The organism is Moorena sp. SIO3H5 (assembly GCF_010692395.1).
Classification (GTDB): domain Bacteria; phylum Cyanobacteriota; class Cyanobacteriia; order Cyanobacteriales; family Coleofasciculaceae; genus Moorena.
This window is the reverse complement of record NZ_JAAHHS010000150.1, coordinates 1-16,539: the sequence shown is the minus strand read 5'-3', so window position 1 is coordinate 16,539 and position 16,539 is coordinate 1. Positions and strand designations below refer to the sequence as shown.

Genomic DNA, 16,539 nt, shown 5'->3' with positions numbered 1-16,539 from the left:
ATTCCATTGGTGAATTCTACTCTGTTGCCCTGACCAACAATCTCCAACAAGCCGACACAGGTACCAAGATGGTACATATCGGTAAAAATACTCGCAGCACCATCATTTCTAAGGGGATTTCTGCTGGTAAGTCCAAAAATAGCTACCGGGGTCTAGTGAAAATTGGTCCGAAGGCCAAGGGCGCACGAAACTATTCCCAGTGTGATTCCATGTTGATTGGGGATACGGCTGAGGCGAATACGTTTCCTTACATTCAAGTCCAGAACAACATGGGCAAAGTGGAACACGAAGCCTCCACTTCCAAAATCGGTGAAGACCAGCTATTTTTCTTCGCTCAACGAGGGATTTCAGAAGAAGATGCCATCTCCATGATGGTGAGTGGCTTCTGTAAAGATGTCTTCAATGAACTTCCCATGGAATTTGCTGCTGAAGCAGATAAACTTTTAAGCCTGAAGCTCGAAGGTACAGTGGGATAACTAAGGTTGGGAGGTTGAAGGTTGGGAGGTTGAAGGTTGGGAGGTTGAAAATTGAAGGTTGTTCGCGTAGCGTGGCCAAAGGCCAAGGTTGAAGGTTGAAGGTTGTTCGCGTAGCGTGGCCAAAGGCCAAGGTTGAAGGTTAGTTTGTTGTTAGGTTATTGAAGGTTAGCGGGTTGAACGCGATCGCGTGGCCTTTTGGCCAAGGTTTCTAGATTAAGACGTTCAAAGTTAAAGCTGATCAAATTCAACTATTATTCAACCTGATAACCTCAAACCTAATAACGTAAAACCTAATAACATTCAACCTAGTAACATTCAACCTTGGCCTTTGGCCACGCTACGCGAACAACCTTAAACCTTAAACCTATTAACATTCAATATTCAACATTCAACATTCAATATTCAACATTCAACATTCAACATTCAACATTCAACATTCAACCTGCTAACCTGATAACAACACTTCTGGGATAAAGCATTTATTATCAAGTCGAAATGATTAGTGAAACTAGTGAAATAATATTGTCTGTTCGGGATTTGACGGCAGATGTGGATGGTAACCAGATTCTGAAGGGATTGAATCTGGAAGTTAAAGCTGGAGAAATCCATGCGATTATGGGACCAAATGGTTCTGGTAAGAGTACTTTGTCTAAGGTATTAGCAGGTCATCCAGCCTATGATGTCACAGGAGGCGAGGTAAGTTTTTTAGGGCAAAATCTGTTAGAAATGGAGCCGGAGGAACGCTCTTTGGCTGGAGTATTTCTGGCGTTTCAGTATCCGTTGGAAATTCCTGGTGTCAGTAATTTAGATTTCTTGCGGGTGGCTTACAATTCCCGTCGCAAGCACAAGGGATTGGAAGAAATTGATACATTTGATTTTGAGGATTTAGTTGAAGAAAAGCTGGAAATTGTTAAAATGAATCCCAGCTTTCTAGAGCGTAGTCTCAATGAAGGCTTCTCTGGAGGAGAAAAGAAGCGGAATGAGATTCTCCAAATGGCACTTCTAGAACCTAAGCTGGGGATTTTGGATGAAACAGATTCGGGCTTGGATATTGATGCTCTCAAGATTGTAGCTAATGGGGTGAATCAATTGGCAAGTGCAGAGAATGCCATGATTTTGATTACTCACTACCAACGTTTACTGAATTATATTGAGCCGGATTTTGTTCATGTGATGGCAGATGGCCGTATCCTCAAGACTGGTAGCAAGGAGTTGGCTCTAGAGTTGGAATCCCGTGGTTATGACTGGGTGCTAGAAGACGAGACTGCTGAGGTGAGTGTCTGATGACTATGGAAGTTTCTGTAAAACGGGAGGTTTCTTATTTGTCGGCACTGCTAGAGCAATGTCGCCAGGATAATCCAGTTCAGATGGATTGGTTACAAGAGCTAAGTAACCACGCCAGGGGTATTGCTCAGGAGTTGGCGATTCCAACCACTAAAGATGAGGAATGGCGGTTTACGGATTTGTCGCCACTTTTGCAGGTGACCTTTGAGGCTGCTGTAGCTGTTGATACAAGCACCATTGATATTAGTCCGGTAGTTTTGCCAGAGGCGGTTAACAGCCGATTAGTATTTGTCAATGGGATTTATGCCCCTGAGCTATCCTCTGTGGCTGGGTTGCCTGAAGGGGTTTTTGTGGGGAATTTGGCTGAGTTGCCATCAGAGTATCAGAGCCGAATTGCTGATTATTTGGGCAAGCACCAGGGCGCAACCGATGTGTTTACGCTGCTCAATACCGCTGGTTTGACTGATGTGGCGGTGATCTGGTTGCCTAGGAATACTGAGGTGACGGTTCCCATTCATCTGCTGTTTGTTTCCATGGCTGATGGGGTGCCTAGGCTATTTCAGCCCCGTTGTTTGGTGGTGGCAGAGCCTGGTAGTCAGCTGAGTTTAGTTGAAGAGTATTGCCATGGCCAAGAGGCTAGCGCCCAGGGTGTTTATTTGAGCAATTCCGTGACCGAGGTATGGGTTGGAGATAATGCCAGGGTGACTCATATCCGGGTTGATGGGGAAAGTAACCAGGCTTTCCATGTGGGCAAGAGTGCGATCGCACAAGCTCGGAATAGTTTTTATAGTTCCCATGGGGTAGCCTTTGGGGGGAAGTTGTCTCGCCATACTCTGGAAGTGTTTCAGATGGGTGAAGGAACCGAAACGATTTTAAATGGCTTGACAGCGATTAGTGAGCAACAGTTGGCAGATACTCATAGTGCGGTGATGTTGAATCATCCCAATGGGATCAGTAATCAGCTGCAAAAGTGCATTATAGATGGTAGTGCTCATGCTGTCTTTAATGGTAAGGTTTCTGTTCCTCAAGCAGCCCAGTTGACCAATGCAGCTCAGTTAAATCGTAATTTGTTGCTATCGCCCAAGGCTAGAGTTGATACCAAGCCTCAGTTGGAGATTACAGCTGATAATGTCAAATGTTCCCATGGTGCTACAGTCAGTCAGCTGGAAGCGGATGAAGTCTTCTATTTGCAAAGTCGTGGACTAAAGGAAACCGATGCCCGTAACCTCTTGATTGATGCCTTTGTAGCAGAAATACTCAATCAAATTCCCTTTGTTTCTCTTCGCCAAAGACTCTCGGAAACAGTCATAAGTTCAAAACGGGAACGGTAATAACGTTCAACAGTAACATGACCTTAACTCAAGAAAAAACCATTGCTGATCAAGTCCGGGCTGACTTCCCTATTTTGCACCAGGAGGTTAACGGTAAACCGCTGATTTACTTTGATAATGGGGCTACTGCCCAGAAACCGGTAGCGGTACTGGATGCACTGCGCCACTACTACGAAATGGACAATGCTAATGTTCACCGAGGTGTCCATACCCTTAGCACTAGAGCTACAGACGGTTATGAGGGGGCACGGGATAAGGTAGCTAGTTTTGTAAATGCCCAGTCACGACAAGAGATTGTTTTTACCCGCAATGCTTCGGAAGCGATTAACTTAGTGGCTTACAGCTGGGGTTTGGAAAATCTGCGCCAGGGAGATGAAATTATTCTCTCGGTTATGGAACACCACAGCAATCTGGTGCCTTGGCAAATTATTGCTCAGAAAACTGGAGCCGTATTAAAGTATGTGGGATTGACGGAGACTCAGGAGTTTGATTTACAACAGTTCCGACAGCTGATTTCTGACAAAACCAAGCTAGTAAGTGTGGTTCATGTTTCCAATACCTTGGGATGTATTAATCCGGTAGACGACATTATTGCGATCGCACATAGCTATAGCGCTAGGGTAATGATTGATGCTTGCCAAAGTGTCCCCCATATGCCCATTGATGTCCAAGCTATGAATTGTGATTGGCTAGTGGCATCCGGTCATAAAATGTGTGCTTCCACCGGGATTGGCTTTCTGTATGGGAAACTGGACTTACTGGAAGCCATGCCTCCATTTTTAGGTGGTGGTGAAATGATTGCCGAGGTATTTCTCGATCACTCCACCTATGGGGATTTACCCCATAAATTTGAAGCGGGGACACCAGCCATTGCTCAAGCGATCGCACTTGGTGCTGCAGTAGACTATTTGACTGGCTTGGGTATGGATACTATCCATAGCTATGAAGAAGAATTAACCGCTTATTTGTTTAAGCAGTTGCAAGACATTCCAGATCTAATCATGTATGGTCCCCAACCAACAATAGATGGGAAAGGTAGGGCAGCCTTAGCAACATTTAATATTAAAGGATTGGATGCTAGTGATGTGTCTACGCTGTTGGATCAAGACGGTGTAGCAATTCGTTCTGGAAATCATTGTACTCAACCCTTGCACCATCGTTTAGGAGTGACTGGCACAGCACGAGCCAGTTTGTATTTTTATAATACTTTTGAAGAGATTGATCGCTTTATTGTGGCATTGAAAGAAACAATTGAGTTTTTCAGAAGTGCTATGGAGTGAATATAGCAATTATTTGGGTGAGGTACAAATTTTTGGGTTTTAGGGAGTAGGGAGTAGGGAGCAGGGAAAAGGCAATAGGTAATAGTCAATAGGCAAGAGGCAAGAGGCAAGAGGCAATAGTCAATAGGGAAAAAATATATAGCAATTCTCTTTACCATGAGGTACAAAGCGATGCAGCGCGGTCTTGGGGGTTCCCCCCATGAGCGACTGCATCAAGAAGGGATCCCCCTAAATCCCCCTTAAAAAGGGGGACTTTGATAATTAATTGTTAGAATTTATAAACATAAGTTCCCGACTCCCGACTCCCGACTCCCTATTCCCGACTCCCTACTCCCTACTCCCTACTCCCTACTCCCTATTCCCTATCAGCCATAAAAGCATTTTGATATGGTTTTGCCGTTGCGAGATAAGTACATAGATCTGCTCACGGATTATCGACTCATATAAAAAATTAAAAAACTGTCGCTTCAACAAATCCAACAAGAAGACAGGATCTAGAAACCACAAGGAGTGGAAATTTCTAGCCCTATGGGAACCTGCCTAGATAAAATTCAAAAGAAGTCAACATTAGCCGATATAATGAAATCATTAAAGGACTATAAAATTATTTTACGTCCCGATGACAACGGAACTTTTGTCGCCTATATTCCAGCGATTAAAGGATGTCATGCCTGGGGAGAAACTCCTGAAGCAGCCCTCTGTGAATTAAATTCTGTTTTTGAGATGATTCAAGAAGAATACCTCGAAGAAGGCAAAATTTTACCTGATGATGTCGAGGTAACTGTTTTTCATGCCAGCTAAAGCTAAAACCTTATAAAAAGTGGCTAAAAAATTAGGCTTTAAGAAAGTTCGTCAAAAAGGAAGTCATGCCCGTTGGAAGCATCCGGATGGGCGGTCAACCACTATTCCTGTTCATGGTAATGCTGAGATTGGAAGTTGGTTATTTCGAGAAATACTGAAGCAGTTAGGGATTAGTGAAAAGGAATTTGATCAACTCAAATAAGTTCCATCGCGAGGAGAATATATCTGGTTAATCACATAGGGTCAAAGTGTGTAAAACTAAGCATCAAGATGAATAAACATATAATCACCGCCAACCTTCTGAAGGAAGAGGTGCGATCGCCCTTATTTCTCAACAACTCTTATCTCTTGACCTGATGTAGCAACACCACCTGAAATGATTTTTGCCCTTAAGCCACAGCGACCTAGCATTTGAGACAGGACTTCTTGGCCAAGGAATTTAGCCAGATGAGAGCAAGGTTCACAATACCTAATACCCTCAAGTACAACATCACCGATTAAAAATTTTTTCCCTATCAAGGGATTCAATTTGATTCCTTGAGTTATGACATTTCGGCGAAATGAGCCATAGGTGAGATTCAATCCATTATGACTATTAAATTTATCGATCTCTTCTGATTCAATTAATGTGACTTGATAATCAGGATTTCCCGACAATTCTCTGGAGAATGTACCCTTGCCAAAGAAATACCGATCTCCTTCGATTCCCTCACCCGTTATAAATTTCAATGATTCAGCCTGAATCATTTCCGACTCAGCCTCACTGGAATAATACAAACTATAAATAGAACTCATTTTGGGTCACGGCTTGTGCATATTGATAAGTAAAACTTTTCTTTTTTCCCACAAAATCTAAAGTTCCACTAAAAGGCTTTTGACAGAGTGCATCTCAGTTTTGTAAGACTCAAGTTGGAAATCGCCCGTTGAGTTAGGCACCTGGTTGACTGATAAAAAGTGAAGTAAAAAGTAGTCAACTGCTTATCTGGAAAGGAGTTGCCAGACTTAACAAAGCGTGATTGGGAGCCAGCATTCGTTCGGACATAAACTACTCATACCATAGGAATGCTGTGAAAAAAATTCCTGGGTATATAATACCTTGAAGACCTGGATAGGTCAACCCTGTAAGTGGGCACATCTGACCCACCTGACGACCTGTTTATAGATGCTGTCTGCCCTGATCCAGACAGGGGAGGTGAAGCAAGACCCGTTGGATTCCCGTTCGTCCCATGGTTCGGCCAATATCCCCAAAGCAACCAGCGTCGGATGCAGCGTTGGCTGCCATTTTGTCCGGATTAACATCCATGGCCAAAAGGCCACGCTAAGCGAACAATTGTATAAACCGTTGATCCAGGCAGCCTTAGCACTCACCATTCGCTAATTTTTGCTAACTGGAGTGGATCAAAAAGGATAAAAAGCTTGCCCAGTAAATAGTTGAGCGAAATCAGCTACTTCATTATAGTTGATATCCACGCGGGATACTGTGGTAGACATGCAAGCCCATTCCAGATATTTTCGCCTGGACATTCTATCTTAAATGCTGATAATCCCCCAACAAGGCACTTCAATTAAACTAAGCCAGTGAGTCACCTCACTGACTCGTCTACCCTTCGGGAAGGCTACGCCAACAAAACCGTACTTGAAAGTGTCGGGTAAGAGAGCATACGTCACCGTATCTCCCTCCCCATTGAACCGTACTTGACACTCATCGCATCATACGGCGGTTTGCATAACTATCAGGTACACAGGATTGTTTTCCCTGTTCCCAGATCCGCTGTTCCCTGTTCCCTCTTCTCTCTTCCCTGCTCCCTGTTCCCTAAAAACCCAGAATGAAAGTACCATTAAGCAATTGCAAACCGCTGTTAGGATATGCTTACCTCGGATATAACGCCAGACCAAGAACTACCAATATGTACAGACTGTACTAGGATCTGGTTTCACCGACTTCATCTTTTTGCCCTGATCGTAGTCAAAGGTTCCCTCACAAAAGCCACTTTCACTCTCGAAGGCACAATTCAAAACAGTTTCATAATTTTGGATAGAATGATTGTCTACAATATCAAATTTACCCGTTAAGTTGTCTCGATAAAATGAAACTAGATAGGCATAAGGCAAATGCTGATATCCTTCACTTTCAAGTGGGACACAAGGAACTTTATCATAAACATTTTGGATACGAATAGTTCGTGTTTCCGGGTTTTGTTGCGGTGGCTGTTGTTGATAAAATTCCACAAATGCTTGGTTGCCTACACGAGGGGAAGCATAGTTGTAGCTTGCCGACTTGATATCTGGTCTAGACAACGCCATATCAAGTGTGAACAAAGTGCTCAGTGTACATCCTAAACTATGGCCAGTAATATACAGAGTATCGATCGGTTTTTCAGATGCTTGATATTGATCAACTAGGGCAAACACCTGATTCTGCATTGAGGGTGTGGTCTCATCACTATCGGCATAGATATGGTAGAAACCTGATTCAACCCTAAGGTCAGATGGCACCACGACATCTTCCTTGTAAGGTACAAATTTTGTATGGTCGGCACCAAAATCATCTATTAGATCCTCTGTCGAATCAGTACCTCTAAAGGCAAATATATAAGTGTAAGGAGACTGCTGAGAGCGAAACACTACACCATAACACTCAACAGTTTTGCATTCATTAAAAATCGCATCAACACCAGTCCAGTGGCCTACAAAATCATAACCATCCGGTGGAGAAACCTTAACACACTCAGTAGGGTTGTGCTTATTAAAAGCATCATAAGCTAGAATGCTTGCTTTCGCTAAAAGAATGGCTCTGGTGTGATCAAGGTCAGCAGTTGTGAGGTAAGTAATTGTGTTATCGATCACGTTAGAAGTTGTAGTCTTTGCTGACATTGCTAATACTCCTTATTTCAATTGATTCTTCCTAATCTAATCAAAGCTTTTTTGGGCTTTTACATCTTAAAGACAATCTCAAAACCCAATTTTGGAATTTTTCGAACTAGCACCAATTTTTGTCTCTCGACTCACCCCATTGGGAATATGTCACTTATGCAGAACATTTGTACTAATTCTCTAGCCGCCTCATGGGTTTAAGCTTGCTCTGATGATACATCGTTCATTTGTTCTGCAACGCAAGACCTACTCCCGCTAGGTTAGCCTAGGGAATAAGATGACTTACTTCCTATTCTCTCCTTTCTCTGCTGGATAGTCTAAACTCCAGTAAGTTATTTTTGCGCGATTCTAGGGTCAATCAACAACTAAGATATCGTTTGAATTTCAAATTTATTAAGCACCTACACAGAATTAATTACCTACTCTCAATTTGTGTAATTATCACATTGTCAAACTTTGAGTTTTGTAAAATGTGTAATCAATTTTGTGTACCTGACTAAATACTTTAATCAGTGCATCCCGATTCTGTAATCAGTATAAATACGTAAAGTTAATTTTGTAGCCGTCTTGTCACCCCTTAAGGTTGTAGGTAGTTGTTTGTGATTACAGAAAACATTGAGGGGCAGAAAGATGCGAGAGGAAAGTTTAAGGGGTTTAGCACCTAAACCAAACCTCTAATCTTGGAGGCGAGAGAAACCCGAATAAGGCTTATCCTTCAAGCCCAAGGGAAACAAGTCAGATTGTTGGGATTTGAGGGCATCAGCGACTATCTAGATAACCTAACTCCAGCCACTGGACTGGTCATCTAAAAAGTTCTCTTAATAATCGTTGCGCAACCCATACGAGGTCATTGGTTTGTAGGCAGGTCTTTTGGGAGCAGGTCAATTTTGTAAGAACACTTGAACTACAAACCCTTGAACTACAGTTTTTTCAGGGCTTCAGTAGCAGTTATGAGTTATTTGAGTAAATTTGTTCTGCGAATTTGACATGCTCCCGGTCTTTTCGTCACTGACTACTTAGTTAATATGTTTTGCAACTTTGACCTGCTCCCCAGAAAATTAACTTTACGTATTTATACTGATTACAGAATCGGGATGCACTGATTAAAGTATTTAGTCAGGTACACAAAATTGATTACACATTTCACAAAATTAAAAGTTTGACAATGTGATAATTACACAGATTGAGAGTAGGTAATTAATTCTGTGTAGGTGCTTAATAAATTTGAAATCCAAACGACATCTTAGTTGTCGATTGACCCTAGAACCGCGCAAAAATAACTTACCTATTACAGGTTAAGTCAAACAAGGATTGAATGCGGTTAAGCTTGAACGTTGTTAAGCACCTAAACAAAATTATTTTCCTACTACCAATCTCTGTAACCCTTACATCGTAATGCTTTGAGTTTTGGGGAATGTGTAATTAATTTTGTGCACCTGCTTAGTGTAACAATTGTATACCAAACTAGAAGTGGAGCTAATTAAAATGAGAAAATTGCTTTTAGTAATTACAACCTTGTGTTTTTTCTTCTTTCATAGCAATCTTGCATTTGCACTTGACTGTCCTAGTGGTCCATTACCTAACAAGGATCAGATATCCACCATCAATAATGGTATAATCAGTAGTTGCACCTCAAATTCAAAGTGTCCTAGTAAAAATCCTTGCTATTGTAGCGTTTCAGGAACTTGGGCTAAGGGGCCTGAAGTCGGAAGTCCCATAACAATTACCGAATGCTATCCAGAGTGTAAAGCAAATGGCACTACTCCTTGGAAAGATATAGGTAGTATTTTAGGAATTGGTCTTACTGCTGGACTAGCGACCTACAAGATATATAGTTCTCTTGCCGCTGATGCCGCTGATACCGCCTCCGATGCTGCTGCTGATGCTGGTGATGCTGATGATGTTGGTGTGCTGGATGATCTGGCAGATTTGATGGAAGGACTTGGGGAAGGGCTTCTTGTTGCTATTTAGTACGCTAAAAAAATACCGACAGCAAGAGGACACGCTCAAAGCTAACTCTTGTTACCGGTAATGTAAGGATTCAGGTGTGGGGAGAAGGGATAAGGGAAGGAGCTTCGGGCAAGTGACCAGCAACAGCCATGAGAGCTTGCTCAAAGAAATCAATCACCGAACGTCCCTGAAAACGACAAGTTTGGACTGGTCGTGTAGTAAATTAGCGGTCTGCTCGAATCGTTGGAGGGAACGAGAGCCACCACTAACCTTACGCTTAGTTACCGCCAAGCGTAGAGACCTAACGGCAACGGTTATGATCCGGTGGGACTTGGGGATGGTCTAAAAAATACCACCATTGAGAGGCTTTCTCGTTGAGGGAGCGCAAGAGTTTCCCCGCTTCAGCCCCAGCAGCTGAACTTCAGGTTTGAACCGTTGTCTGTATCTTCGTTTTGAATTCTCTTACCCACTGATGAGTTACGGTTGAATCTCCAGTTTGTTGCCAGAGACGATAACGGCTTGCATGTCACCCCCCCCCAGCTAAATGTCATAGCAATAAAACTCATAAATATGGTCATCTAAAGAAGAAAACAAAGATATAAATGCCACGAATGTGGGCGACAATTTATAGAGGTTAAAACTGAGCGTGGTTACGATGAAAAAAACTAAATTACTCTGCCTAAAAGCGATGCAGCGCGGTCTTTGGGGTTCCCACCACTCGCTCATAAAAACATAATAAAAAGTTAATTTTAAGAGGAATTAGAGGTGATTTTTTAATACTGCTAACGCCCATTACAGACATTAAGACGTCTTTTTATTATCTTTTTTACTACTGTTAGAAAATAATAAAAAGTCATCTTAATTCCGTTTTTTTTGACACTGGCTGGAGTTTCTTCCCAATCTGACCAGGGGACTTACTCTATATAGTTTGGGCGCTGCTGTTCCATGTTTCTTACCTTAGTATATTCTCGCTGCCATTTTTGGTGAGGGATCTTCTACCCCCTGAACGCTTACGTTATTTTTGCGCGACTCCTAACCAACTCTATAAGTAGGTGGGCATAAATAAACGTTAAAAATCAAAACCCGAAAATGAAGCTGGAATTCTCTATTCATAGGGGTTTCATGATTTTAAATTTCAATCGCTATTTTACACTTAATTACGCCCACCTATCCTTGTTTCCCTTCCCAAAAAGCTCGTGATCGCTATTATCAGAAGATTACCTTCTACCTGATTCAGGAATTTGATGCCTACGCCTAAATGTACTGCTAAATGTACAAAAAAAAGTGTCTGTCAGTCATTAGGCACCCTGGTTCTGACCCACTTCTTGGGACAAAAAATTTCGCCTCCGTGGATGACACATTTGTTTTTATCATATTTGCTCTCTCTTAAAAAATATTTGCAGGAAGAATTTTTGCAGGGGTCTTTTTCTTCAGGTTTATCATCTTCATCGAAAGAAAAAAATGATAGTTGATCTCTGATATTAACTCTGAATATTTCCTCTTCAAAGACTTTACTGTTATTAAAATCTTTGATGCCATCAAAAGTAAATCCTCCTTTGGCAAAGGCGCAATTGTCCTGATTTAATACTTCTGAGTATTCTATGTCTTTTAATTTTAACATCAAACTTCGTCCTACTATTGTGTTATTGTTTCAAATACAATATTACCTTCGTCAATTAGTTTTGTGCGCCATTTTGGCTGTTATTTTTAGTAAAGAGGCATGATATAGCAATCCTATCTGATTCGTGAAATAAATGGGCTGTTTTAAGGCAGAAGGCAGAAGGCAGAAGGCAGATGAGACAGAAGTTGGAGCTAGTTTTTAAGAAGTCCAGTGATTTTACAAATGATTTAGGATTGCTATACCTGTACTGATTATTAATAACTACAGAACCCTGATTGACTGACAAAAGTTATTCCGGAACATATTGGTACGTTACACTGTCGGGGCTTTTTCGTGCCTGGGGGCTGGTGCGTGTCAGATTTTTTGCGATCAAAAGCCTTCAAAGATTTATGGAGAAAAGATTTCACTAGTCAGAGATCGTCGATTACTATGTGCTTGGTTACGATGATTTCAATTTTTTTGAGTTATTCCGGAACTTCCTGAAATTAGTGGGTATATTGAGGTAAAGGGCAAACCATTGTGGTTGTCTCTTTGTTTTGTTTTTTGAACGACCAGTCCACATGCACCTCAACAGCGGGCTGGTCGCTAGTTTTTTCGCTCAATATCAGAAGGGAGAATCCCTCAGGAATATTTCCTCTTCATGAGTGCTCTGAAGGTCTAGGCGTATCACCTGCTGCCATTTCCCTATAGTTAAGTCGATTTGCCCAACATCCGGAGATTCCATCCGATGGGCGTCCAGATCTATTAAGGTCAACCAGACCTTAGGAATAAAGCCGTCATAAGAGAATGGAGTGGGTTGGTCTAAATTTTCCCAGGCAGAAGCATATATGTTGCTTGTGTTTTGTGCTTCTATTTCTGCTTGTTCATGACCATTCATCATGTGGAATCGCTGGAAGTTCCCAACGGTTTTGCCCTGCTTGTTTTTTAGGATTATTCCCCTTATTGAATTACCTGTCTGGCCATACTGGCCAGTGTACTTATAGACGTAAACTTTAACGGTTAGTGGATTGTTCCGATTGAAGGTATATCCATTGTTCCCAGTGAAGGTGTATACAGTGACCTTACTGTAGGCTCCGTATGGATTGTATAAGGCGTTGTTCTGTGGTAACTCGTAATCTTCTGGTGCCCACTCTGGAGGTGTTTGAGCAATAGCCATGATGGGGCTTGTTAGTACTAATGAAGTGGTAGTGATCGCGGTCAGTATGTTTTTCCAGTTAGTCATTAGTCATCCCCTGTTTTGTTATTCTTATTATTTTGTACTCGTAGTATGAATCGACTCAGGATTTTTGATGAAAGTTTTTTGACTTGAGCGGTTTCCGAGGCCGCTCAAGTTGGTTCTCTGGTATTAGTTAAACTGCCTTGAGGTAAGCAGGGATTGGGGTGTCTTTTCGTGCTCTGAGGCTGATCTTAGTGAGGTTGTAGTGGGTTTTGTTTATCTTGGTTAATGTGTTGTGGATTTGGATGAACTCTTGAAATTGCTGCTTGATGAGCGCGGTGCTTTCCTGAGCTTACTGGGTTTCCTGAGGCTCTTGAGTGGGCTTTTGGACTGAGCGATGTACTCAGCTCTTGAGGAGGCTTCCGTGAGTTTGGCGTGTTCCGCCGTTAGCTACTGTTTCATTCCACTCTGCGATCACTTCTAAAGCGGAGGATGTACACAATTTTTTTGCCTCCGAAAATTTTAGTCACCACTCTTGGATCGCAAATTCACTGGAAGTCAAGTTACGCAAAGTTTCCAGGTATTAAGTGTCCAGGGTCTGAATGAACGCTTCCTTGTCTGCCCACTATTAATCCGCACAAATACCCACGGAGACATTCCTCTCCGTGCTCTCACTTCCAATACAGGTTCATTTACCACCCTTTCAACCATACTGTAAATTTACAGCATGTTTTTTTGTTATTTTTAGCACTAAATCAAAAGATAAAAAGTGATTAATATTGAGCGGAATTATAGCTAATTTAAAAATCCCAATAACTCCCGTTTTGGGGATTAAAACTGGTTTGAGAGGTATTGGTAACCCAGTCGTTAAGATAGTTGTGGAATTACTGGTGGCTATTGACCTATTGGGTGTTAACTGTAACTTGTTCTATTGTTTTTGTCTTAAACTTGTACTAGGGTATATCTTTGGGTATATCTTTAAGTTCTTTTATTAGTTTCATTCCGGCGGTTTTAGGATTAAAATTTTTAGGAAATATGGTGGGACAAGGATGTCTTAGGAAAAATTTTTGGCAAGTAACTACCAATGTGCTTTCATCTGTATAAAATGTATTTTGTAAATTAGCTCCCCCTAAAATAGCCTCCTGTAAATTAGCTCCCCCTAAAATAGCCTCCTGTAAATTAGGTTGAATTAAAATAGCCTCCTGTAAATTAGCTCGAATTAAAATAGCCTTCTGTAAATCAGCTTCCTCTAAAATAGCCTTCTGTAAATTAGCTTGAAATAAAATAGCCTTCTGTAAATTAGCTTGAAATAAATTAACCTTCTGTAAATTAGCTCGAAATAAATTAGCCTCCTGTAAATTAGCTCGAAATAAATTAGCCTCCTGTAAATTAGCATCGACTAACTTAGTCTTCTGTAAATTAGCATCGACTAACTTAGCCTTTTGTAAATTAGCGCCCCCTAAATCGGCATTAGCAAGTTGAATTCCTCTCAAGTAAGCTTTTGGTGCTTCCAAACCACTCAAACTTTGTTCCTCCCAGGTTAACCAAAACCAGGGATTACGCCTAGGCTTTGAATTTAAAAATTCTAGAGCTTCTTTTCTACCACCACTACCTTGTTGGTCATATGCTGCTGTAATTACCTGCCATGCTTGATAAATTTCACTATTTCGCCTATCTTTTTCCCCAGCGATAAAGATAATCAAGCCTAGAAGAATAGATAAATTACCGACTAGTCCTAATATTTCTATTAATGCCAATCTGTTGAGGTAGTCTAAAACTGGTTCTAAAAACTTTTTTTCGATTCTTATAAGTGGTTGATTACATTTAAATAATACTAACCTCAAGGGACTGTTTGCAATTTTTTCGGCTTGATATCTATCTTCTATATTAGTTCCTTTTACACCTGTTAATTGACGGTTATTATAAAGTTGAATAGCTATTTTTTTGATGTCTAGGTATGATGTTTTTCGTGGACGGGGTATTTTTATTTTGATTTGATTAAGTATCTGTTTTAGCTTCATTATTGCTAATAATGTGCTTGTATAAGTCCTGTTATGATTTGGGAAAGGTAATCCCTAATTTATTATCCCCTCTAAGCTCAGTCATCAGATCTTTTTTTTGCATCAGGTGTGTAAACAGATCTGTCAACTTCATGTACTTGGGCATGTCACCGACAAACGACCCAATTCTAATTCCAGGACTCAACCCTGTTCCATTGACAGAATTCCGACAGCGGAACTACTTCTCATCACAGTCAGTCTTTAACTTCCCGTTATTTTTGCCAACAAAATCAAAAGTAATAGAAAGTTAATTTTAAAGGGAATTAGAGGCAAAAATGAAATACTGCTAAATCCGATTATGTTAATTAGTGAGTAGATAATAATAACCTACAGTATAATTTGATGTCAGTTTGGGTGAAATACTTGCGCGCCACTTCCTTGTGAGAAGATGGGCGATAGACTACCCGAATCACCGTTCAATTACGTTTGGTAGGTAAGGAATACCCTCATGACAAGTCCCCAGGTGATCTGTGCTGGTGAAATGTTGTTTGATCGTTTGTCTAATCAGCCAGGAAAACCCCTAGAACAGGTGGAGTCTTGGACAGACTATCCCGGTGGCGCACCAGCGAATACTGCTTGTGCTTTAGTAAAGCTGGGTATACCCACTGCATTTATCGGTTGTATTGGTCAAGATCAGCCAGGAGACATACTGGTAGAGTTGTTAAAGGATGTTGGTGTCGATGGTACGGGAGTACAGCGTCATGGTACAGCTCCCACACGAATCGTCTATGTGGTGCGAGATGCCTCAGGCGATCGCAGTTTTGCTGGATTTGGTGATATCGATACCACAGAATTCGCTGATACACGACTTCAAGCGGATCACTTGCCTACTGAACTATTTAAGGAAGCGAAGTTTCTGGTATTGGGGACTCTGGAATTAGCCTATCGAGACAGTAAGGCAGCAATTAATCAAGCAGTTAAGTTAGCACAACAACACCAGGTCTCTATCTTTATAGATGTGAACTGGCGACCGGTCTTTTGGAATGATGCCAATACTGCCATTGAAATTATTCAAGACATGATCCAGCACGCGGACTTCCTGAAACTGACTGATGAGGAGGGAGAGTTTTTGTTTGGCACTGCTGATCCAAAAGCGATCGCACAACGGCTGGATAAGGTCAAAGGAGTATTAGTCACAGCCGGGGAACGAGGCTGCGCCTACTATCTGGGAGGAAACGAAGGGAAGTTACCAGCATTTTCTGTAGCAGTGCAGGATACAACCGGTGCCGGGGATGGCTTTACTGGTGGCATTATTTATCAACTATGCCACCGTGACCGGTCGAGTCTGAGTGATCCAACCGTTGCCAAAGATGTGGTTACCTATGCCAGTGCAGTAGGGGCACTGACGACTCTCAAGCCTGGTGCGATCGCAGCTCAACCTACATTAGCTGAGGTGGAAGCATTTCTCTATAGTTAGGGCTTGCTGAAAAAGTTTTGGTGAGGAGAGGCAAGAGGCAAGAGGCAAGAGGCAAGAGGCAAGAGTTAAGAGGTAAAAAATTATGTGTACCTCATAGCTATGATAAACGCTCGCTTTGACATCTCCCCCCGCTAAAAGCAGGGGGATTCCACAAGAAGTGAAGAGGCGGGTTGAAACCGCGCCTCTTCACTTCTTGTCCGATATGATTTACTCAATGAAGTGAACAAATCATAACGGTTCGGGAGTGTCAAGACTCCCCTACCTACCTTGGTCAGGTTAATTCCTAACT

General features: G+C 41.7%; 17 protein-coding genes and 2 pseudogenes. 11 read left to right on the top strand and 8 right to left on the bottom strand.

All coding sequences use genetic code 11. From position 1 onward, the window contains the following. The 7 genes from F6K52_RS17455 to F6K52_RS17425 all read left to right on the top strand — a co-directional run. Window positions 1-476 (top strand): SufD family Fe-S cluster assembly protein (locus F6K52_RS17455; RefSeq protein ID WP_293079957.1); only part of this gene is annotated, 476 nt, incomplete at its 5' end. Window positions 477-971: 495 nt separating this feature from the next. Further along, entirely contained in the window at window positions 972-1,760 is a 789-nt protein-coding gene (sufC, locus tag F6K52_RS17450) for a Fe-S cluster assembly ATPase SufC (RefSeq protein ID WP_293079937.1), read from the top strand. Beyond that, a complete protein-coding gene (gene sufD / locus F6K52_RS17445) occupies window positions 1,760-3,091 on the top strand; it encodes a Fe-S cluster assembly protein SufD (protein WP_293079932.1) in 1,332 nt (443 codons plus the stop codon). The genes sufC and sufD overlap by 1 nt, the downstream gene beginning before the upstream one ends. Window positions 3,092-3,108: 17 nt before the next feature. After that, entirely contained in the window at window positions 3,109-4,371 is a 1,263-nt protein-coding gene (locus F6K52_RS17440) for a SufS family cysteine desulfurase (protein ID WP_293079926.1), read from the top strand. A gap of 265 nt (window positions 4,372-4,636) precedes the next feature. After that, window positions 4,637-4,789, top strand: a complete 153-nt coding sequence (locus F6K52_RS17435; RefSeq protein ID WP_293079921.1) for a hypothetical protein — start codon at window positions 4,637-4,639, stop codon at window positions 4,787-4,789. A 92-nt stretch (window positions 4,790-4,881) separates the two neighbouring features. Then, window positions 4,882-5,172 carry a type II toxin-antitoxin system HicB family antitoxin gene (locus F6K52_RS17430; protein ID WP_293079917.1) on the top strand — a complete coding sequence of 97 codons (291 nt, stop codon included), beginning with the start codon at window positions 4,882-4,884 and terminating at the stop codon, window positions 5,170-5,172. 19 nt (window positions 5,173-5,191) lie between these two features. Then, window positions 5,192-5,374 (top strand): type II toxin-antitoxin system HicA family toxin, encoded by a 183-nt coding sequence (locus F6K52_RS17425; RefSeq protein ID WP_293079912.1) that lies wholly within the window; start codon window positions 5,192-5,194, stop codon window positions 5,372-5,374. Between the two features lie 122 nt (window positions 5,375-5,496). On the opposite strand, the gene F6K52_RS17420 is transcribed toward F6K52_RS17425, so the two are convergent. Beyond that, window positions 5,497-5,967 carry an MOSC domain-containing protein gene (locus F6K52_RS17420; protein ID WP_293079908.1) on the bottom strand — a complete coding sequence of 157 codons (471 nt, stop codon included), beginning with the start codon at window positions 5,965-5,967 and terminating at the stop codon, window positions 5,497-5,499. A gap of 330 nt (window positions 5,968-6,297) precedes the next feature. Between F6K52_RS17420 and F6K52_RS17415 the strand changes: the two genes are divergently transcribed. Then, complete coding sequence (locus tag F6K52_RS17415; protein WP_293079905.1) at window positions 6,298-6,468, top strand: hypothetical protein; 171 nt, start codon at window positions 6,298-6,300, stop codon at window positions 6,466-6,468. A 234-nt stretch (window positions 6,469-6,702) separates the two neighbouring features. On the opposite strand, the gene F6K52_RS17410 is transcribed toward F6K52_RS17415, so the two are convergent. After that, complete coding sequence (locus tag F6K52_RS17410) at window positions 6,703-6,840, bottom strand: hypothetical protein (RefSeq protein WP_293079901.1); 138 nt, start codon at window positions 6,838-6,840, stop codon at window positions 6,703-6,705. A 27-nt stretch (window positions 6,841-6,867) separates the two neighbouring features. On the opposite strand from F6K52_RS17410, the gene F6K52_RS17405 reads away from it, so the two are divergent. Continuing rightward, complete coding sequence (locus tag F6K52_RS17405; protein ID WP_293079896.1) at window positions 6,868-7,002, top strand: hypothetical protein; 135 nt, start codon at window positions 6,868-6,870, stop codon at window positions 7,000-7,002. 69 nt (window positions 7,003-7,071) lie between these two features. Here F6K52_RS17405 and F6K52_RS17400 read toward each other — a convergent pair whose 3' ends face one another. Further along, complete coding sequence (locus F6K52_RS17400) at window positions 7,072-8,046, bottom strand: lipase family protein (RefSeq protein ID WP_293079892.1); 975 nt, start codon at window positions 8,044-8,046, stop codon at window positions 7,072-7,074. A gap of 1,485 nt (window positions 8,047-9,531) precedes the next feature. Here F6K52_RS17400 and F6K52_RS17395 point away from each other — a divergent pair. Continuing rightward, window positions 9,532-10,017 carry a hypothetical protein gene (locus F6K52_RS17395; RefSeq protein ID WP_293079889.1) on the top strand — a complete coding sequence of 162 codons (486 nt, stop codon included), beginning with the start codon at window positions 9,532-9,534 and terminating at the stop codon, window positions 10,015-10,017. A 70-nt stretch (window positions 10,018-10,087) separates the two neighbouring features. Here F6K52_RS17395 and F6K52_RS17390 read toward each other — a convergent pair. The 4 genes and pseudogenes from F6K52_RS17390 to F6K52_RS17375 all read right to left on the bottom strand — a co-directional run. Continuing rightward, a pseudogene (locus F6K52_RS17390) lies at window positions 10,088-10,408 on the bottom strand (transposase); the annotation flags it as partial. An 879-nt stretch (window positions 10,409-11,287) separates the two neighbouring features. Continuing rightward, a complete protein-coding gene (locus F6K52_RS17385; RefSeq protein ID WP_293079886.1) occupies window positions 11,288-11,617 on the bottom strand; it encodes a hypothetical protein in 330 nt (109 codons plus the stop codon). Between the two features lie 604 nt (window positions 11,618-12,221). Continuing rightward, window positions 12,222-12,839 carry a hypothetical protein gene (locus F6K52_RS17380; protein ID WP_293079884.1) on the bottom strand — a complete coding sequence of 206 codons (618 nt, stop codon included), beginning with the start codon at window positions 12,837-12,839 and terminating at the stop codon, window positions 12,222-12,224. Window positions 12,840-13,726: 887 nt separating this feature from the next. After that, a complete protein-coding gene (locus F6K52_RS17375; RefSeq protein ID WP_293079881.1) occupies window positions 13,727-14,794 on the bottom strand; it encodes a pentapeptide repeat-containing protein in 1,068 nt (355 codons plus the stop codon). A gap of 487 nt (window positions 14,795-15,281) precedes the next feature. Here F6K52_RS17375 and F6K52_RS17370 point away from each other — a divergent pair, with 487 nt between their 5' ends. After that, entirely contained in the window at window positions 15,282-16,250 is a 969-nt protein-coding gene (locus tag F6K52_RS17370; RefSeq protein WP_293079878.1) for a carbohydrate kinase, read from the top strand. A gap of 131 nt (window positions 16,251-16,381) precedes the next feature. On the opposite strand, the pseudogene F6K52_RS17365 reads toward F6K52_RS17370, so the two are convergent. Continuing rightward, window positions 16,382-16,539, bottom strand: a pseudogene (locus F6K52_RS17365) (RNA-guided endonuclease TnpB family protein); the annotation flags it as partial.